Source organism: Paludisphaera mucosa, assembly GCF_029589435.1.
Classification (GTDB): Bacteria; Planctomycetota; Planctomycetia; order Isosphaerales; family Isosphaeraceae; genus Paludisphaera; species Paludisphaera mucosa.
In genome coordinates this window covers 331,046-348,773 of the sequence record NZ_JARRAG010000001.1, presented here as the reverse complement: position 1 = coordinate 348,773, position 17,728 = coordinate 331,046, and the positions used below count along the sequence as shown (strand labels likewise).

Here is a 17,728-nt window from a genome sequence, read left to right as displayed (position 1 = left end):
GGCGTGCGCCGACTCGGAGCGAGCCGCCGGAAGTGAAGGGCTGCTCGACATGCCGTCGCCAGGCCGTCAGCCGTCCTCGCCGATGAAGCGCCGGATGCACCCGCCGAAGTTCGGTGCATACGCGTCGAAGACGTTCGCCTCGTGATCGTAGAGGTAGACCGGGTATTCCGGCCCGCCGGCCGCCAGGTCGAAGCAGAACCCGTCGCCGTGACCGGTGGCGGCGAAGAGCACGGCGTCGACCTGACGATCTTCCTCGCCGTCCATCGGGACGGCCCCCTGCCGATAGGACGTGAGATCAAGGTCCTGGGGAAGCAGGATGCGGGCCTCGAAGCCTTCCTCCCCTTCGACGTTCCGGAAGATCTCGGCCCCGACCTGATCGACGAAGACCTTGTAGGTCGGGGGCAGCGACGCACCGAGCGCCGCCTCGATCGGGCCGAAGTCGTGGGGGGCCCCGCGCCGCTTTCGGTGCTTCTTGAGATAGGCGTCGAACCAGCCCTGGTCCTCCCGGCCGTCGCGACCAGGCGGGCTCCCGAAACCCAGCCGATTCAACCGATCGACCTGCTCATCGACCCAGGCTCGGTCCTCCCCGGTCGGAGCGCCGGAGTCTCCCGCAAGCCGGGTCATGCCCTTGATCTTGAGCTTCTTGAGCAGGAGTTCCAGGCGCAACGAGAAGAAGAGGTATCGATAGATCCTCTGGCGCGCCCACCCTGTATCGGCCGCCATGATCTCGGCTCGGGGCCCGTAGGCGGCTCGCAGCTTGGCTCGATCTCGCTCCAGGCCGATCGTGTCGTTATGACTGCCCCAGGAGAGGCTCTTGGCGACGTCCCACTCGATCGCGCCCGGCGGGTCGGGTTCGAACTCGTTGACGTGACAGGTCTTCGGCTCCCCGCAGGCCGAGCATCGCGGGACCTCGGCCCGCACCCGCCCGATCGCGATGTGGTGAGTCGGAACGGCCAGGAACCAAGGGGCGGCGTCGTTGGTCTTCTTGACCGTCGTCGGGTGGAAACGGCACTGCCCCGGGCACGCCGCCTCGATCACCCTTCGCGCCCGGTCCCGGGCCAGGAAATTGCCGAGATTCGCCGGGGCGAGGTCCACCGGCCGGTCGATCCCCCGCGCGAGCCGATAAGGTTGGGGCACGTGATCCAGGTCCGGGAACGTACAATTCGCACACTTCACCGGCAGGACGTTGACGGGGTCGTCGAAGTAACCGGTCGTGTCCAGACGACGGTCGGGTCCGGTGAAGCCCACGTACCCAAGGGCTCGTCCCATCGCTCGTTCCTCATTCAGTGATCTTGAGAGCGGTCTCTGCTCGCTCGCGGAACCGCTCCCCGCGATCTCCGCACCCCGACGTCGTCGGGACCTTCGCGAGGCGTTTCGGCTCGTCCTGCGACGACCCGGCCTCTTCGAAGGCGACCGCGGCCCGATGGGGCGCCGACACCTCCCGATGAAGTCACGCTCGACCTTCGCTTTCGCCTCGATCGACGACGGCATGACGGCCGAGCCGGGTCCACTCGGGCGTGACCCAGCCGGGCCGGGCGACGGGCTGACGTCAACGAGGCGGCGGGGTTCGCTTCGTGGGGGGAGGTCAACCCCGAAGTGAGCAATCCACTCTTGCACTTGCCACCTGCCATCACATCGTAACGCTCGTCGGGCCCGGACGCACGGCTCGATCATGTGCGTCGAATCCGGACTCCCGCCTTGCACGGCGATGCCGCATCGAGGATCGATGGTCGTCGAGCGCCGAACTGCACTGAGCGATCAGGGCGCATCTCGCGGTGGAAGTCGATCCTCAGGTATCTTCGACTCACGTCGGGCCGACGGCGACTCGGCGGACCTCGTTGTTGAAGCACGGCGGCGCGAAAGACGGAGTCGGGGCTGACGACGCCTTCCCCTGAGTGGAGCGAGCCATGAGAGCCAAGGTGATCGGACGGGGCCGCGGCGTCCTGCTCGTCGCGGCCGTCGTAGGGGCCTGCCTCGCCGTCGCTCCGGGCACGGGCGCGACGGCCGAGCCGCCGGGCGACGGCGGATGGTCGACAGGCGCTCCCCGCGACGAGATCCGCCCCGAGTTCGCTCGCGAGCCCGGCGAGGAGCCGGGCGGCCGGCCGGCGCTCGTCATCAGGGCCGGGGGGCGCGAGGGGGTCGACGGATACTGGACGAAAACGTTCCCCGTCGTCGGCGGCCGCCACTACCGGTTCGACGCGCGATTCCGGGCGCGCGGGGTGGAGCGGCCCCGGCGGAGCGTCGTGGCCGAGATCCGCTGGCAGGACGCGGACGGCCGGGCCGTCCCGCTCGACGAGCCGGCCGTCAGCGGCTACCTCCGGGGGGCGACGCCGATGGCCGAGACCGAGTTCCCCGCGTCGCGGCCCGCCGACGCCTCGGGCTGGGCCGAGGTGGTCGAGACGTACCTCGCCCCGTCGCGGGCGACCCGGGCGGTCGTCCAACTGCACCTGCGCTGGGCCCGGGACGGCGAGGTGCGCTGGCGCGAGGCGACCCTGTCCGAGACGACGGCGCCTGCGCCTCGCACGGTGCGGCTGGCCGCCGTCCACTTCAAGCCGTCCGGGGGCCGGACGCCGGAGGACAACCGCCGGATGTACGCGCCGCTCGTCGCCGAGGCGGCGCGGCGGAAGGCGGACCTCGTGGTGCTCGGCGAGACGCTCACCTATCCCGGCCTGGGCCTGAAGTATCACGAGGCGGCCGAGCCCGTACCCGGCCCGTCCACCGAGTATTTCGGCCGGCTCGCGAAGGAGCACGGCCTCTACCTCGTCCCCGGCCTGCTGGAGCGCGACGGCAACCTCGTGTACAACGTCGCGGTCCTGATCGGCCCCGACGGCGCCCTGATCGGCAAGTACCGCAAGACCTGCCTGCCGCGCGGCGAGGTCGACGGCGGCATCACGCCGGGCTCCGACTACCCGGTCTTCTCGACCCGCTTCGGCAAGGTCGGCCTGATGGTCTGCTACGACGGCTTCTTCCCCGAGGTCGCCCGCGAGCTGACCAACCGCGGCGCCGAGGTGATCGCCTGGCCGGTCTGGGGCTGCAACCCGCTCCTGGCCCGCGCCCGGGCCTGCGAGAACCACGTCTACCTCGTCAGCAGCACGTACGAGGACGTCTCCACCAATTGGATGATCTCGGGCGTCTTCGACCACTCCGGCGAGGTGATCGCCCAGGCCAAAGATTGGGGCTCGATCGCCGTCGCCGAGGTGGACCTGGACCGACGCCTGAAGTGGGTGAGCCTCGGCGACTTCAAGGCCGAGATCCCCCGACACCGGCCGGTCGCCGCCGTCGGTGAATCCGACGAGTAATCTCACGCCCCGCCACGTCACATCCCAGGCCGGGAGGAATCGACCCATCTTCGCCGCCGAAGTCTCGTAATGCCTGGACTCGAAGCGGGGGGCAGGTGCACGATCAGCCATCTTCGACATGGCTACTGGGGCCTATTTTCTGGGGGCAGGTCACGAGCACGGCCCAGATCCCTTCGATAATCGGGCGTCACATGGTGGCTCGGTCCGGATTGTTGATCCGCCTAAACCCCCGCGGTGGATCAGCTTCCCGACAGTCAGCAAGCACCAAAATTTGCTTAGAATATACAAAAGCAACAATCCTAGGTTAAATATAAAAATACAACTTAGGCGGCGGTTCCTCTCCATGATCTCGCAACCACGTTGAATAATCCGTTTCACGCCAAGATCCCGAATTGAAGTACCTTAGATAGAGAATCAAAATGTCAAAGTATCTCTCTAGCGTAGGAAATGCGACGTGCGACGCCTTCGCCGGCTCTTCCGCATCCAGAAAATCCGTGCTCAGCATAACCAATGGACAATCCCCACGAATCTCTCCGGCTTTGGTGTCGAAACACAGAAACCCCCTCCCATTTAAACCATGAACAAATGGTATACAATTCGGATTTTCTAAGAACAAAGGCTGTTCCTGGATGCGCAGGCACCATTCCAGCCAAATAAGCGGATGGTCGGGATCGACCGAGGGCAGGCATCCTATGCCGTAGTTGATTACAGGCAGGCACTTAAATGAAATAAATTCAGCAAATATTACCGGAAGTTTGAAATCCAAACATCTTTCCATTTTGGTTATTATATTCGCAGTGATCGGACTGTCGACTGGACTCCAATTCGCGTACCCTGATTCGTCAGGACCAAGTGGGAAGAATTCGGACGACGGCAGTGCATCGCAACTTCCGCCATAATTGCGGCTCCAATTTAATTCTCCATCAGAGAAGGTCGCCCTGATCGGCGCGTAAAGTTCGGAACTGAAATACAGATGAAGCAATTCTTCGACTTTTGGATTCATGTTGTCGCCCGACTCTGCGTAACCTGCCCCCAACGACAAAGCCACCTCTTGTTTCCGTCTACCGTCAGACCCATTCACCGACGAGGGCCCGGGACAGGTTGTGGAATTGGCACCTAAAGCCAGGCGACGGCTCGGCGGTCAATCGTCCTCGACGGGCTCCAGCCCCAGGCCGTAGCCGGGCTGGCCGCTGTCGCTCACGACGGCGGCGCGGACGGTGCCGTCGGGCTGGAAGCCTTCGGGGAGGATGGCGAGGTCGATCGTGCGGCCGGGCGGGACGTCGAGGATCAGGGTCTCGTGCGGCTCGATCTTCGAGCGGGGGGCGCGGAAGGCGGCGACGTGGATCGCGCCCAGCTTGTCGAGTTCCACCGCGAGGGCCGGGACGACGACGTCGCCCTCGACGGACTTCAAGTCTCCGGTCAGCCGCTCGATTCCGGTCTTCGCCATGCCGCCCTCCCCTGCCCGCTCGGGATCGTGTTCGCGCCGCCGTGGAAGGTCCGTGATCGAGACCGCCCGGCGTCCCTTCATCCTGATGTCCTGGACGCGGGACGTCCAGCCGTGGGGGCGGCCGAACCCGCCTGACGGGGGCGGAGTCCGTGTGTCCAGGAGGATGGGTGTTGTGCTAGAATCGCACGCCTGGGTTCTGGGCCTCCCGAAGGCGGCGCCTCCTCTCCCCGCCACACCTTGGGAACGAAGCGATCGGACGGCGATGACGCGAATTGCGATCTACGACACGACCTTGCGCGACGGCAGCCAGGGCGAAGGGGTGAACTTCTCGCTCCAGGACAAGCTGCTGATCACGACCAAGCTCGACGACCTGGGGGTCGACTACGTCGAGGGGGGCTATCCCCTGTCCAACCCCAAGGACGCCGCCTACTTCCGCGCCGTGCGCGACCTGCCCCTGGAGCACGCCCGGATCGCGGCCTTCGGGATGACCCGCCGTCGCGATATCGCCGCCGAGGACGACACGGGCATGAGGGCCCTGGTCGCGGCCGGGACGCCCGTCGTGACGGTCGTGGGCAAGACGTGGGACCTACACGCCCGCGAGGTTTTGGGCGTCTCGCTCGACGAGAACCTGCGGATGATCGGCGACTCGGTCGCCTTCCTCGCCGCCAACGTCGCCGAGGTCGTCTACGACGCCGAGCACTTCTTCGACGGCTACCGCAACAACCCCGACTACGCCCTGGAGACGGTCCGCAAGGCCGCCGACGCCGGCGCGGCGTGGATCGCGCTCTGCGACACCAACGGCGGCTCGCTGCCGGAGCAGGTGGCCGAGGCCGTGACGGCGGTCGCCCGCGAGGTCCGGGTCCCGCTGGGGATCCACACCCACAACGACGGCGAGTTGGCCGTGGCGAACTCGCTGGCGGCGGTCCGCCAGGGGGCGCGGCAGGTGCAAGGGACGATCAACGGCCTGGGCGAGCGCTGCGGCAACGCCGACCTGTGCAGCGTGATCGCCAACCTGGCGCTGAAGTACCCGGGCTTCCACGCCCTGGCGCCCGGGAAGCTGGCGAAGCTGACGGAGGTCTCGCGGTTCGTCTACGAGACGGCCAACATGAACCTCCGCTCCGGCCAGGCGTTCGTGGGCTCGAGCGCGTTCGCCCACAAGGGGGGGATGCACGTGCACGGCGTCCGCAAGATCGCGGCGAGCTACGAGCACGTCGACCCGACGACCGTCGGCAACGAGCGGCGGATCCTCGTCAGCGAGCTGTCGGGCAAGTCGAACATCGCCGAGAAGCTGGCCGAGCACGACCTCGACCAGGATCCCGACCTGCTGACCAGGGTGCTCGACCGCGTGCAGGACCTGGAGAACGCCGGCTACCAGTTCGAGGCGGCCGAGGCGTCGTTCGTGCTGCTGGTCGAGAAGATCGCCGGCCGGCACCGCGAGGCCTTCCAGAGCCGGGGCTTCCGCGTCAGCGTCGCCGGCGACGGCGACGGCGACTCGCTCACCGAGGCGACCGTGAAGCTCCGGGTCGGCGAGGCCGCCGAGCACACCGTCGGCGAGGGCGACGGCCCGGTCGACGCGCTCGACAACGCCCTGCGGAAGGCCCTCGAACACCACTTCCCCGGCCTGCGGACGATGCACCTGGTCGACTACAAGGTCCGCGTCATCAACGCCCGCGCCGGCACCGCCGCGCGGGTGCGGGTGGTGATCGAGAGTTCCGATCAGGACGCCGTCTGGGGGACCATCGGCGTCTCCGAGAACGTCATCGAGGCGAGCTGGCTGGCCCTCCTCGACGCCTTCGAATACAAGCTCTCCAAGGACACCCGCAAGGCCCGCCCCGCCCGGCCCGAGGCGGCCGCGGTCTCCTGACGGACGGAGGACGACGATGGCGACGCAAGCCGAAACGCAGCCCAAAGCCGTCGACTCCGGCCGCCGTCCGTACCGGTTCGCCGCCGAGCAGTTCTGGCGGATGATCGACGCCGGAATCATCCCGGATGACGTCGACGTCGAGCTGGTCGCCGGCCGGATCTATCGGATGACCAAGCACGAACCCCATAATTTCGCCGTAGGTCGGCTCGCCGAATCGCTCCGCTCGATGGTCCCCCAGGGCCTTTACGTCCGGGAGGAGAAGTCGATGAGCCACGACCAGCGGACGATCCTCGAACCCGACGTCGCGGTCGCCCGCGGCGACCTCAAGGACTTCCGCCCCTCCCCCCCGGCGACCTCGGAAGCCGCCCTGATCGTCGAGGTCTGCGCCAGCACCCGCACGGCCGACTATCGCGACAAGGTCCGGCTGTACGCCTCGGCCGGCGTGCCTCTCTACTGGGTCGTGGACGTGGACGGCCGCAAGATCGACGCCTTCTCCGAGCCCCAGGGCTCCGGCCGCGAGGCCGGGTACGCCCGCCAGGCGACCTTCCTCGAGGGCCAGGCGGCGGCCGTGGTCCTGGACGGCCGCGAGGTCGGCCGGATCGACGCGAAAGACCTGCTCCCCCCGATCGAACCTCCTCACGAATCATGAATTCGCCGGCATGAACATCAACGACATCCCCAAGCAGTACGATCCCAAGGACGCCCAGGACCGCTGGTACCAGGTCTGGCTGGAGCGAGGGTACTTCCACGCCGACCCGGCGAGCGACAAGCCGGCGTACTGCATCGTGATCCCGCCGCCCAACGTCACGGGCGCGCTGCACCTCGGCCACGCGCTCAACAACACGCTCCAGGACGTGCTGATCCGCTGGCGGCGGATGCAGGGCTGGGACTGCCTCTGGATGCCCGGCACCGACCACGCCGGCATCGCCACGCAGGCGGTCGTCGAGCGTCGGCTGTTCGAGGAGCAGAAGCTCACCCGCCACGACGTCGGCCGCGAGGCGCTCGTCGAGAAGATCTGGGCCTGGAAGGACGAGTACGAGCAGCGCATCCTGGGCCAGCTCCGCTCCATGGGCTGCTCGTGCGACTGGGAGCGGACGCGGTTCACGCTCGACGCGACCTGCACGCGCGCCGTCCGCCGCACGTTCTTCAACCTGTTCAAGGCCGGCAAGATCTTCCGCGGCAAGCGGCTGGTGAACTGGGACGTCCAGCTCCGCACGGCGGTCGCCGACGACGAGATCTACTACGAAGACAAGCCCGGCAAGCTCTGGACGATCAAGTACCCCGTCGCCGGATCCGCCACGGGCGAGGCGCTCCACGTCGCCACGACCCGCCCCGAGACGATGCTGGGCGACACCGCGGTCGCCGTCCACCCCGAGGATCCCCGGTACAAGCACCTGATCGGCCATGAGCTGGAGCTGCCGCTGACCGATCGGCGGATCCCGATCGTCGGCGACGCGATCCTCGTCGACCCCGAGTTCGGCACCGGCTGCGTGAAGGTCACCCCCGCGCACGACCCCAACGACTATCAGACGGGCCTGCGGCACGGCCTGCCGATGATCAACCTGCTCAACCCCGACGGCACCTACAACGCCAACGCCGGCCCCAAATACGCCGGGCTCGACCGCGTGGTGGTCCGCAAGCGGGTCGTCGCCGACCTGGAGGCCGCCGGCCTGCTCGTGAAGGAGGAGCCGTACAACGTCCGGCTCAACTTCTCGGACCGCAGCAAGACCCCGATCGAGCCCTACCTGTCCGACCAGTGGTTCGTCCGCATGGCCGACGACGCCGACGGCTCGCCCGGCTTCGCCCAGCAGGCGATCGACGCCGTGACGTCGGGCAAGGTCAAGATCACCCCCGACCGCTACGCCAAGAGCTACGGCGACTGGCTGGCCGAGAAGCGCGACTGGTGCATCAGCCGCCAGCTCTGGTGGGGCCACCGGATCCCCATCTGGTACTGCTCGACCTGCTCGGCCGACGACCTGGAGCTGGCCCTCGGCGGCCGGTCCGACGTCGCCTGGACCGAGGCCGAGGCCGGCGGCTGGCTCGTCTGCGCCGAGCACGACCTGAAGGCCGACGCCCTCGGCCCCGGCCACACGCTGACGCAGGATCCCGACGTCCTCGACACCTGGTTCAGCTCGGCCCTCTGGCCGCACTCGACCCTGGGATGGCCCGAGGAGACGCCCGAGCTGCGCAAGTACTACCCGACGAGCGTGCTCTCCACGGCGCGCGACATCATCACGCTCTGGGTCGCCCGGATGGTGATCTTCGGCCAGTTCAACATGCGCCAGGTCCCGTTCCGCGACGTCTACATCCACCCCGTGATCCAGGACGGCCAGGGCAAGCGGATGTCCAAGTCGGCCGGCAACGGCGTCGACCCGGTCGACATCATCGAGGTCTACGGGGCCGACGCCCTGCGCTACACCCTGGCCGCCGGCGCGACCGAGACGCAGGACCTGCGGATGCCCGTCGAGAAGCTCAAGCTCGCCGACGGTCGCGAGATCAACTCGTCCGAACGCTTCGAGCAGGGGAGGAACTTCGGCAACAAGATCTGGAACGTCGCCCGCCTGGTCATGCTGAATTTGGAAGGCTACGAGCCCGCCGCGGTCGACGTGGCGGCGCTGCCGGTGGAGGACCGCTGGATCCTCGCCGAGCTCGACGCGACGGTCGCCGCCACGACCGCCGACCTCGACGCCTTCCGCTTCGCCGAGGCCGCCAAGCGGCTCCGCGACTTCTCCTGGGGCGAGTTCTGCGACTGGTACGTCGAGTTCGTCAAGGGCCGGCTCCGCGACCCCGAGGCCCGGCCGGTCGCCCAGCGCGTGGCGGCGGCCGTGCTCGACGCGCTCTGCCGGCTGCTGCACCCGATCATGCCCTTCCTGACCGAGCAGATCTGGGCCCCGCTCGGCGAGCTGGCCCCCAGCCGCGGCGTCCCCCTCCCCTCCCCGGCCGAGCCCCACGCCTGCATCGCCGCCTGGCCGGCCGCCAGGGGCCTGGAGGACGCCGAGGCCCGCGCGACGGTCGACCAGTGGAAGGAGAAGATCCAGGCGATCCGCAACCTGCGGGCCGAGCGGAACGTCCCCAAGGACGCAAAGATCGCCCCCCGGATCGTCGCCGAGGGGATCGTCGCCGACCGCCTCCGCCTGGGCGAGGAGTTCATCAAGGCCCTCACCGGGGCCGCGACCGTGGCCGTCGGGGCCGACGGCGAGGCTCGCCCGGCCGACTCCGCCGTCGCCGTCCTGGCCGACGCCGAGGTCGTCCTGCCGCTCGAAGGCCTGATCGACAAGGAGGCCGAGCGGGCCAAGCTCAAAAAAGGCCTGGCCGACCTGGACAGGCAGGTCGTCCCGCTGCGGGCCAAGCTCGCCAACGAGGCCTACACCTCGCGCGCCCCGGCCGAGGTCGTGGCCGCCTCGCGGGCCAAGCTCGCCGAGCTGGAGGCCCAGCGGGCCGCGGTCGCCGGCCTCCTGGAGTCGACCTGAACGGGCGGCGCCCCCCTCAAGTTGACGACGCGCGGCGGGGCCGATACCATCAGATCAGCCCGCCGCGGACGACGTCGGCCGGCGGGGCCGGGGCGGGACGTAGGGGCGAGAGGAAAGGGTGGGTGCCGTGCCGGTCCAGATGGATCTCATGCGGATCATCATCAACGAGAACAGCGATCAGCATATCATCTTCCTGAAGGAAGTCGACGGCGAGCGCATGTTCCCGATCGTGATCGGCATCTTCGAGGCCACGAGCATCGACCGCCGCGTGAAGAACCAGCCGACCGTCCGGCCCCTCACGCACGACCTGCTGGCCAGCACGATCGAGTCGCTCGGCGGCGAGCTGCAGGACATCTACATCAGCGAGCTGCGCAACCACACCTACTTCGCCAAGCTGCGGATCCGCCACGACGGCGACCTGATCGAGGTCGACTCCCGCCCCAGCGACGCCATCGCCCTGGCCGTGGCCGTCGACGTCCCGATCTACGTCGCCGAGGACATCATCGACGAGGCCAGCCAGTAGGCGGCCGCCCCGAAAGGTCGAGACGTCGCCCTTCCGGGACGGACTCTCGGGTCGGCCCTTCCGTTCCGCACAAAGACACCGCTGGACGACGCGATGAAACGCCGGCTCGTCGTGTGTGCTTCGATCGCCCTCGTGTTGGTCGTCGCGCTCGGCTGCCTCACCGTCGCTCAGTACCGAAGATGGGCCTACCTCGAAAGCCAGTACGACGGGATCATCATAGGCATGACGGCCAGCGAAGCCGAGGCCGTCCTCGGTCCGGGTGCGGACCTGGGGGAAGGCCCGATGACCCGCTTCGGACCGGTCATGCGCGGCGAGAAGTTCCGCTCATGGGAGGACGCGGCGACGGGAAGGCGGATCTGGGTCGGGATCGCGGGCGGCAGGATCTGCGACAAGTGGCTCTGGGTGCCGAGCCTGTAACCCCCGGGAGTCGTTCGCCCCAGCGAGGCTCGGGGCGTTTTCCGGGCCTGAGAGGTGACGGAAAGCCCCTGATTTGCTAGTCTCGACGCAGTCGGGAGGGGTGCCAGAGTGGTCGATTGGGACGGTCTTGAAAACCGTAGGTTCCGCAAGGTTCCCGTGGGTTCGAATCCCACCCCCTCCGCTTCCGAACGACCTTCGCACCCCGCGCCCGCCGGCGTGGCGGAACGGCAGACGCTGGGGACTTAAAATCCTCTGGGGGGGAACCCCCGTGTGGGTTCGAATCCCACCGCCGGCATTGAACTCATGACGATTCCCGGCGACGATCGAGAACGGTTTTGGTACTGATTTGGTACCGTATTCGGCGTGACATTGGGGTCGCGATGGCCGGCGTTCACGAGCGGAACGGCAGCTGGCGGGTGCTCTTCAACCTCCGGGGGAAGAAGCACGCCTTCACGCTGGGCCGGGTGACGGAGGCCGAGGCCCGATCCAAGGCGGACCAAGTCGCCTACCTGCTGATGCGGATCGGGCAGGCCTGGCGACGGTCCCGCCGGGCGTCGCCGTGGTCGCGTACGTGAAGGGCGACGGGGCGGTCGGAGAAGTCGCCCCCCGGCGCGAGGCGACGCTGGACGAGTTGGGCGTCCGCTACCTGGAGGCTCACGCCGCCGTCCTCGAGCCCGAGACGCTGCGGGGGATTCGGCGGCACTTCGGGCACCTCCGCCGCGAGATGGGCGGCGGCTTCCCGATCCGCACCTTGACGCTCGACGAGCTCCAGAAGTACGTCAACCGCCGGCTCCGCGCGAAGACCAAGCGCGGCGTCCTCGCCCCGGCGACGGCGCTCAAGGAGGTGGTGACGCTCCGAGCCGCCTGGAACTGGTGGGCGAGGCTGGGCGTCCTCGAAGGCCGGTGCCCGTGCGTCGGGCTGCGCTACCCCAAGGCGAGGAGAAGCCGCCGTACATGAGCCGGGCCGAGGTCGAGAGGCGGGCGAAGGGCCTGGCGGGGGAAGAGGCCGACGAGCTGTGGGCGTCTCTGTGCCTGACGGTCGACGAGGTGGGCGGGCTGCTGGACGTCGAGAAGGCCTGCGCCCCCCACACCTGGGTCCACCCGATGGCGGCGACGGCGGCGCATACCGGGGCCCGCAAGAGCGAACTGCTGAGGATGCGGACGGGCGACGTGGACTTCGCCGCGGGGGTCGTGACGATCCGCGAGAAGAAGCGGGCCCACGACCGCAGGACGACGCGCAGGGTGCCGATGTCCACGAGCTTGGAGACCGTCCTCAAGGCGTGGCTCGCCTCGCACCCCGGCGGCTCGATGCTCTTCGCGCACGCCGAAGAGGTCCGGGGCAGCAAGTAGCGGAGCCCGAGGACGGGCTGGACGTCGAAGGGCCGACCGGGCGGGAACGAGGCCCGCTTGAGAAACGTCCGGGAACGGCCCCGGCCGGGCGCGCTCGCTCTCACCGAGTTCGAGGTCCACCACCACTTCAAGCAGACGCTCAAGGGGACCGAGTGGGACGTGGTGCGGGGCCTGCACACCCTGCGTCACAGCTTCATCAGCGCCCTGGCCTCCAGGGGCGTCGACCAGCGGCTCATCGACGAGTTCGCCGGCCACTCCACCGAGGAGCAGCGGCGGCGCTACCGGCACCTCTACCCCGGGGTCCAGGCCGACGCCATCAAGGGCGTGTTCGGGTGACGAGCCGAGAGTCGGGGAGCAAGCCGTCCCGCTGGAACCGCCGCAGCTCGTCGTGCGACGGCACCCACGAAGGATGGGCCCCCTGCCCGATCTCGCCTTCCTGCCGATCAGCCGCCCCAACCCGTAGTGCTCGCGGATCGTGAACTCGGCTTTGCCCACCAGACGGCCGAACTCCTCCGTGGAATACCACTCCTTGACCGACCCGCGATCCAGCAGCGCCTTCAGCATCGACTCGATCCGCTCCAGGCGCTCCTCCAGCGTCTCCGCACTCTTCATCGTCGCGGCCTCCCCGAGGCTCGCCCCGCACCTTGCGGAGCTCACGATCCTGTTGTCGCCGGGGCCTGGAATCCGCACCAATAGCAAATCGTCGAAACCGGCACGTCAGGCCTCGGAAGCGCCGACGCCCATCGTGCCGCCACCCGGTTGACGTCGAATTCTGAGAAGGTTTCCAGGTCGCCATGTCTTCGGATTTTGAATCACGACATTCTAAATCATCTTCGAGCGGCCGATGTGAACATAGCCGCACTTCGTTAACCCTCTCCATCCGCCCTGGGGCCGACCGGCCCGCGGTCTCGAGTCCGGTGCCCGGCGGTCGTCACCTCACAGCGGCCCGCAGCCACTCCGTTCGCCTCGGTCCTCGACCCCGGTCCGAGAGCCCGCCGGCTTGCGATCCATTCCGAGGCCCGCCGTCTCGAGGTCATTCCACGTCGCCCCCCCCCAGGTCCTCGAGCATCAAGTCTTTTCGGATGGCAGGACGACCACCTACAAAAATCTCATGGATGCGCCTCTACGTCAGAGCGGGCGGATTCAGGAGTCAAGTCCTGAGCTTGAGAGGCACGAGTTTGTGTCCGGGCAGACCCGGACCGGGGTAAGCGGCAAGCTCCCCCTTTCTCCAACCGACGACCCGACAGCCTTCCTAAGTCGGGTAGAGGTAGGCGCCCGGGGGCATGGACCGCTCCTGTAAGCTGCCCGTGCAGAACCATCAGAGGCCCAACTGGAGGCCGCTGAGGCCGCGTCGCCGGCCGGTTCCGAGCTTCCTGCGGAGGCCCGACTTGAGGACCTTGGTCCCCAGGCTGACGGCCGGCAGGGTCGCCGGGGCCAGCACGGTCACGACCCGGTCGGCGTGGGCCGGTTCGCGGACGCGGCTGCGCCGCCACTGCAGGCCGTGGCTCCTCTCGTCGCGGAACAGCTCTTCGGTCAAGAACCGCTTGGCGTGCCTGCGCACGGCCTGGCAGCCCCGGAAGCGCTCGGAGACCAGCAGCCGGAGCTCGCGGCACGCCCGCTCCCAGAGGGCCGTGGAGTAGACGTCGCCGCCGACGAAGTGCCAGCCCAGGCCGACCGCCGGCTCGAGGTCCGAAGGCCAGCTCGGGCCGCGGCCGGTCGGCAGCGTGACGTCGGCGCCGGCGGGCGGGTCGCGGGCCTCCCCGCGCCGCCGGCCGACGATCAGCCGGGGCATCGGCCGCGGCCGATCGCGGTGGTGGCACGTCGCGGCGATCGGCAGGTCTCGGCGGCGATAGGCGGCCGACAGCTTCAGGCAGGCCATCACCGCCCCTTTGAACGTCTCGTCGAAGACGAGGACCAGCGGCGCCCGGGCCTGGCCGCCGGTCATCCGGCGGGCGATCCGGCGGAGGCCTCGCGCCGGGTCGAGTCGCGCGTCGGCGACCGTCCGCTCGATGCGGCGGCCCCCCTGGCGACGCAGGCCGCGCCCGGCGTGGCGGCGACGGCCGGGCCGCTCCGGCACGAGCCGGCGGCCGGGAAGGCGAAGCTCAGATCGGCCGGGGCGTTGGACTGGTACTCGTCCAGCTCGGAGAACGACTCGTCGCGCACACCCTTCCCCACGCCGCATCATGGGAGCCATCTCTCGCCCCTCATCAAGAAGTGTCGAGTCGTCGGTTTCTCCAAAGGGCGTCTCACGGCCGAGGCGTGGGGCCGGCCGCCCCCCCGGCCATCGGCCCCACCGACGTCCGAAAGGTACGAACTCGATCGAGCCCGCGCAGTTCGAACCGCCGGCACGCCTTGGATGTCAGGCGATGCTCGGCGCGGCCTCCCGTTTTTCACCACCAAGTGCAGATCGGCCCGACCGAGCCCGAGTCGGCGGCCATGCGCCTTCCGCGTCTCGACGGCCCGCCGCCCGGCCTGCCGTCGTCGAGTCCGGGGCCGCGTCCCGCGAGCATGCCTCTCTCACCATCGGCTCCTCGGCGTCCACCGTACGGAGCGCGTCCGCTCGGCTCGCCGCCGACCCGAAGCAGACGAGAGGACGAGATCGGGAGGAGACGAGGTGCGGGATCTCGTCGTGAGTCCGGCGCCTCAAGCCTCGTCGGAGCCACGCGGGACTGTCAGACATCGCCCCATGAGGGGGCCGGTCGCCAACAAAGTCGTGATCGGTGAGGAATACGCGCGTCATCGCCCGGCACCGTCGCTAGAGCGGTTTCCTGTTGATTGTGGCGGTTGACGCGGTTATCCCAAGATGGCTATGGAGGGCCACCCGGGATGAAAGCCTACTCGACCGACCTCCGCGAGCGGGTGGTCGCGGCGTGCGACGCCGGCGACGCCACCCGCGAGCAGGTCGCCGCCCGCTTCTCGGTGAGCGTCGCGTGGATCCGCAAGCTGATCCGCCAGCGTCGCGAGACCGGCTCGATCGCCCCCAAGCCTCGCGGCGGCGGGCGGGCGCCGGCCTTCGACGCCGACGCCGCCCTGCGGCTCCGAGAGGCGGTCCGGGCCGACGACGACGCCACGCTGCAGCAGTTGGCCCGCGCCGCCGGCGTGGCGTGCTGCAGCTCGGCCGTGCACCGGGCGCTCGTCCGCCTGGGGATCACTCGCAAAAAAAGTCGCGGCGGGCGGCCGAGCAGGACCGCCCCGGGCTGAAGGCCGAGCGTGCCGCCTGGCGCGACGAGTTCGCGACGCTCGACCCGACCCGGCTGGTCTTCGTCGACGAGACGGGCTCGAGCACGGCGATGGATCGGACGCACGGCCGCTCGCCCAGCGGCGTGCGCGTCGACGGCCCGGTCCCGCACGGCCACTGGAAGGTCGTCACGCTCACGGCGGCCGTCCGGCTGGGGGGCGTCGGGGCCTGCCTGGCGTTCGACGGGGCGACAGACTCGGCCGCCTTCGAGACCTACGTCGAGCGATGCTTGGCGCCGACGCTGAGGCCCGGAGACGTCGTGATCCTCGACAACCTGTCATGCCACAAGACGGCCGAGGCGGCCCGTCTCATCGCCGCCGCCGGGGCCGAACTGCGGTTCCTGCCGCCGTACAGCCCCGACCTCAACCCGATCGAGCGGATGTTCTCGAAGGTCAAGGCCTGGCTCCGATCGGCCAAGGCCCGGACGATCGGCGGCCTGATCGAGGCGATGGGCGACGCCCTGCGGGCCGTCCGTCCCGCCGACGTGCTGGGCTGGTTCCGCCATAGCGGATATCAGCCCCGCCGATCAAGCGATACACCCGACGAGAAACCGCTCTAAGCGTCGTCGCCTGCCTCGATTCGCCCGCCCTCGGGTGTAGCTCTCGATCCCGGAGATTCGTGCCGTCTTCGGTTATGACGGGGGATGAGCCCAGAGACCCCAGGAGGCGGATCGATGGAGCGAACCTTCACGGCGCGGAAGGAGTCGGAGGCGATCGAGGGGGAGCCCGCCCGCCAGTCGCACGAATATCTCCGCAACGGCACGGCCAAGATCCTGCCCCTCTTCCACCCGGCCGACGGATCGGTCCGGGTCGAGGGCGCGACCGCCTGCCCCGACGCCGTCCTCCACGGCTGGCTCAGGCGGGAGTTGACCACCGTCCTGCCGGCGGGATTGACCCCGACGACGGGCGTCGACGAACCGGGGGCGAACCGCGCGGGATGGGAGCACTGGCAGGACGGCCTCTCGGTGAAGCCGACCCTGCCCGTCGACCCGCCGCCGCCGCGGATGCTCCTGGTGCTGGACAACCTGGCCGGCTGCAAGACCCCCGAATTCGTCTGCTGGCTGCTATCCCGCGGAGTCATGCCGCTCTACACGCCGGCGGGCGGCTCATGGCTGAACATGGCCGAGAGCATCCAGCGAGTCCTGAAACGTCAGGCCCTGGACGGCCAGCAGCGCGACGACGCCGATCAGATCATCTCATGGTTCGAGGCGGTCGCAAGGCATTGGAACGAAGCCCCGACCCCCTTCAACTGGGGCGGAAAGCGGTCGGACCGCCGCCGACTCGAGCGGCACCGCGTCGGCGGCTCGGGGGCTTGCACCCGCCGGCCGCTCCGACGGAGCGATAGCCGCGGTTATGGCTACGTGCGAGACAAATGTCCCACTAGGTCAGCTGGGCCTCGAGCTGCCGACTCGCCTCGGCGTGTGGGATCTCGACCGGGACGGAGAGCAAGAAGTGGTCTCCCACAGGCCCGTCGAGATGGAGGTCGGGCAGGATCGAGGCGACGGCGGGGGGCCCTCGTCCTGGACGTAGGCGTGCGCGTCCAGATCAATCATCACAGTCCGGAACGGATCGCGTCGCCTGCGTAATCGAAATCGGCGAAGCTCACCTGCTTCGGCGTGATCCGCAGCCAGGTCGGGGGGCGTCGCTCAGCCTATGGACACTATTGAGCTGACCCCACAATCGAGCGCAATGCGTCCGGTCGGCGACCGTGCGTCGCCCGACCGCGAGGATCGCCGCCGCGAGCAGGTTCAGGAAGCGTCGGAGGGTGGGCCGTGTGAAGACCGGCGCGAAGTCGTCCCCGAACCCGCGGGGCGTCTCGGGTAGGATGGCCATTGAGTCCGTCCTCGGCCAGTGTCGTTGAGAAGTCGGTTGAACCTCTCATCGTACCGCCCGAGGCGGGCTCAAAACTGCACAATTCGAGCTGAGCCGAATCCTCGCACGCCGAATCACGGAAAGTGCAGCTGGACTGCATTCGTCTCGAATACGCCCGCGGAGGGTCGTCGCGCACCGGGGCGAGCATGACGAACGCCGCACCGCGCAACGCTTCGGGCGACCTGGCCCCCGACGAATACGCATCCTCGCCCGCCGGGAGGAAGCCGGACTCGTCGGGCCGAAGAGTTC

Annotated in this window: 16 protein-coding genes, 2 tRNA genes and 1 pseudogene; 14 read left to right on the top strand and 5 right to left on the bottom strand. The window is 68.8% G+C overall.

What is annotated here, in order from left to right; all coding sequences use genetic code 11:
• Positions 1 to 66: 66 nt before the first annotated feature.
• Complete coding sequence (locus PZE19_RS01460) at positions 67 to 1,269, bottom strand: SMI1/KNR4 family protein (protein WP_277858804.1); 1,203 nt, start codon at positions 1,267 to 1,269, stop codon at positions 67 to 69.
• A gap of 638 nt (positions 1,270 to 1,907) precedes the next feature.
• On the opposite strand from PZE19_RS01460, the gene PZE19_RS01455 reads away from it, so the two are divergent.
• Positions 1,908 to 3,299 (top strand): carbon-nitrogen hydrolase family protein, encoded by a 1,392-nt coding sequence (locus PZE19_RS01455; protein WP_277858803.1) that lies wholly within the window; start codon positions 1,908 to 1,910, stop codon positions 3,297 to 3,299.
• A 304-nt stretch (positions 3,300 to 3,603) separates the two neighbouring features.
• Here PZE19_RS01455 and PZE19_RS01450 read toward each other — a convergent pair whose 3' ends face one another.
• The gene (locus PZE19_RS01450) at positions 3,604 to 4,347 is read right to left on the bottom strand and encodes a hypothetical protein (RefSeq protein WP_277858802.1); all 744 of its coding nucleotides are present in this window, start codon (positions 4,345 to 4,347) and stop codon (positions 3,604 to 3,606) included.
• A 93-nt stretch (positions 4,348 to 4,440) separates the two neighbouring features.
• Entirely contained in the window at positions 4,441 to 4,746 is a 306-nt protein-coding gene (locus PZE19_RS01445; RefSeq protein ID WP_277858801.1) for a hypothetical protein, read from the bottom strand.
• A gap of 262 nt (positions 4,747 to 5,008) precedes the next feature.
• On the opposite strand from PZE19_RS01445, the gene cimA reads away from it, so the two are divergent.
• The 10 genes and pseudogenes from cimA (at position 5,009) to PZE19_RS01395 (ending at position 12,706) form a co-directional block, all read left to right on the top strand.
• A complete protein-coding gene (cimA, locus tag PZE19_RS01440; protein WP_277858800.1) occupies positions 5,009 to 6,610 on the top strand; it encodes a citramalate synthase in 1,602 nt (533 codons plus the stop codon).
• A gap of 16 nt (positions 6,611 to 6,626) precedes the next feature.
• Complete coding sequence (locus PZE19_RS01435) at positions 6,627 to 7,259, top strand: Uma2 family endonuclease (protein WP_277858799.1); 633 nt, start codon at positions 6,627 to 6,629, stop codon at positions 7,257 to 7,259.
• A 10-nt stretch (positions 7,260 to 7,269) separates the two neighbouring features.
• Positions 7,270 to 10,080 (top strand): valine--tRNA ligase, encoded by a 2,811-nt coding sequence (locus PZE19_RS01430; RefSeq protein ID WP_277858798.1) that lies wholly within the window; start codon positions 7,270 to 7,272, stop codon positions 10,078 to 10,080.
• 127 nt (positions 10,081 to 10,207) lie between these two features.
• Complete coding sequence (locus PZE19_RS01425; RefSeq protein ID WP_368411269.1) at positions 10,208 to 10,603, top strand: bifunctional nuclease family protein; 396 nt, start codon at positions 10,208 to 10,210, stop codon at positions 10,601 to 10,603.
• Between the two features lie 93 nt (positions 10,604 to 10,696).
• Positions 10,697 to 11,020: a hypothetical protein gene (locus PZE19_RS01420; protein ID WP_277858796.1), complete on the top strand. Its 324-nt coding sequence runs from the start codon at positions 10,697 to 10,699 to the stop codon at positions 11,018 to 11,020.
• A 94-nt stretch (positions 11,021 to 11,114) separates the two neighbouring features.
• Positions 11,115 to 11,201, top strand: a tRNA-Ser gene (locus PZE19_RS01415).
• 29 nt (positions 11,202 to 11,230) lie between these two features.
• A tRNA-Leu gene (locus PZE19_RS01410) sits at positions 11,231 to 11,315 on the top strand.
• A gap of 85 nt (positions 11,316 to 11,400) precedes the next feature.
• The gene (locus PZE19_RS01405; protein ID WP_277858795.1) at positions 11,401 to 11,595 is read left to right on the top strand and encodes a hypothetical protein; all 195 of its coding nucleotides are present in this window, start codon (positions 11,401 to 11,403) and stop codon (positions 11,593 to 11,595) included.
• The gene (locus tag PZE19_RS01400; RefSeq protein WP_277858794.1) at positions 11,580 to 11,978 is read left to right on the top strand and encodes a hypothetical protein; all 399 of its coding nucleotides are present in this window, start codon (positions 11,580 to 11,582) and stop codon (positions 11,976 to 11,978) included. Before PZE19_RS01405 ends, PZE19_RS01400 begins: the two co-directional genes overlap by 16 nt.
• A pseudogene (locus PZE19_RS01395) lies at positions 11,975 to 12,706 on the top strand (tyrosine-type recombinase/integrase). The gene PZE19_RS01400 and the pseudogene PZE19_RS01395 overlap by 4 nt, the downstream one beginning before the upstream one ends.
• Positions 12,707 to 13,688: 982 nt before the next feature.
• On the opposite strand, the gene PZE19_RS01390 reads toward PZE19_RS01395, so the two are convergent.
• Both PZE19_RS01390 and PZE19_RS01385 read right to left on the bottom strand, forming a co-directional pair.
• Positions 13,689 to 14,315, bottom strand: a complete 627-nt coding sequence (locus PZE19_RS01390) for a hypothetical protein (protein WP_277858793.1) — start codon at positions 14,313 to 14,315, stop codon at positions 13,689 to 13,691.
• Positions 14,312 to 14,533 carry a hypothetical protein gene (locus tag PZE19_RS01385; RefSeq protein WP_277858792.1) on the bottom strand — a complete coding sequence of 74 codons (222 nt, stop codon included), beginning with the start codon at positions 14,531 to 14,533 and terminating at the stop codon, positions 14,312 to 14,314. Before PZE19_RS01385 ends, PZE19_RS01390 begins: the two co-directional genes overlap by 4 nt.
• Before the next feature lie 663 nt (positions 14,534 to 15,196).
• Between PZE19_RS01385 and PZE19_RS01380 the strand changes: the two genes are divergently transcribed.
• The 3 genes from PZE19_RS01380 to PZE19_RS01370 all read left to right on the top strand — a co-directional run bounded on the left by PZE19_RS01380 (position 15,197) and on the right by PZE19_RS01370 (position 17,193).
• Positions 15,197 to 15,571, top strand: a complete 375-nt coding sequence (locus PZE19_RS01380) for an IS630 transposase-related protein (protein ID WP_277858791.1) — start codon at positions 15,197 to 15,199, stop codon at positions 15,569 to 15,571.
• On the top strand, positions 15,475 to 16,167 hold the full coding sequence (locus PZE19_RS01375) for an IS630 family transposase (RefSeq protein WP_277858790.1): 693 nt from the start codon (positions 15,475 to 15,477) through the stop codon (positions 16,165 to 16,167). Before PZE19_RS01380 ends, PZE19_RS01375 begins: the two co-directional genes overlap by 97 nt.
• A 114-nt stretch (positions 16,168 to 16,281) precedes the next feature.
• Positions 16,282 to 17,193 (top strand): hypothetical protein, encoded by a 912-nt coding sequence (locus PZE19_RS01370; protein WP_277858789.1) that lies wholly within the window; start codon positions 16,282 to 16,284, stop codon positions 17,191 to 17,193.
• Positions 17,194 to 17,728 lie beyond the last annotated feature (535 nt).

Bases quoted from the DNA above. Each gene is read 5' to 3' on its own strand.
- PZE19_RS01445 (WP_277858801.1), bottom strand. From the start codon at position 4,746: ATGGCGAAGACCGGAATCGAGCGGCTGACCGGAGACTTGAAGTCCGTC.
- PZE19_RS01430 (WP_277858798.1), top strand. From the start codon at position 7,270: ATGAACATCAACGACATCCCCAAGCAGTACGATCCCAAGGACGCCCAG.
- PZE19_RS01390 (WP_277858793.1), bottom strand. From the start codon at position 14,315: ATGACCGGCGGCCAGGCCCGGGCGCCGCTGGTCCTCGTCTTCGACGAG.
- PZE19_RS01370 (WP_277858789.1), top strand. From the start codon at position 16,282: ATGGAGCGAACCTTCACGGCGCGGAAGGAGTCGGAGGCGATCGAGGGG.
- PZE19_RS01460 (WP_277858804.1), bottom strand. From the start codon at position 1,269: ATGGGACGAGCCCTTGGGTACGTGGGCTTCACCGGACCCGACCGTCGT.
- PZE19_RS01380 (WP_277858791.1), top strand. From the start codon at position 15,197: ATGAAAGCCTACTCGACCGACCTCCGCGAGCGGGTGGTCGCGGCGTGC.
- cimA (WP_277858800.1), top strand. From the start codon at position 5,009: ATGACGCGAATTGCGATCTACGACACGACCTTGCGCGACGGCAGCCAG.
- PZE19_RS01405 (WP_277858795.1), top strand. From the start codon at position 11,401: ATGGCCGGCGTTCACGAGCGGAACGGCAGCTGGCGGGTGCTCTTCAAC.
- PZE19_RS01420 (WP_277858796.1), top strand. From the start codon at position 10,697: ATGAAACGCCGGCTCGTCGTGTGTGCTTCGATCGCCCTCGTGTTGGTC.
- PZE19_RS01435 (WP_277858799.1), top strand. From the start codon at position 6,627: ATGGCGACGCAAGCCGAAACGCAGCCCAAAGCCGTCGACTCCGGCCGC.
- PZE19_RS01455 (WP_277858803.1), top strand. From the start codon at position 1,908: ATGAGAGCCAAGGTGATCGGACGGGGCCGCGGCGTCCTGCTCGTCGCG.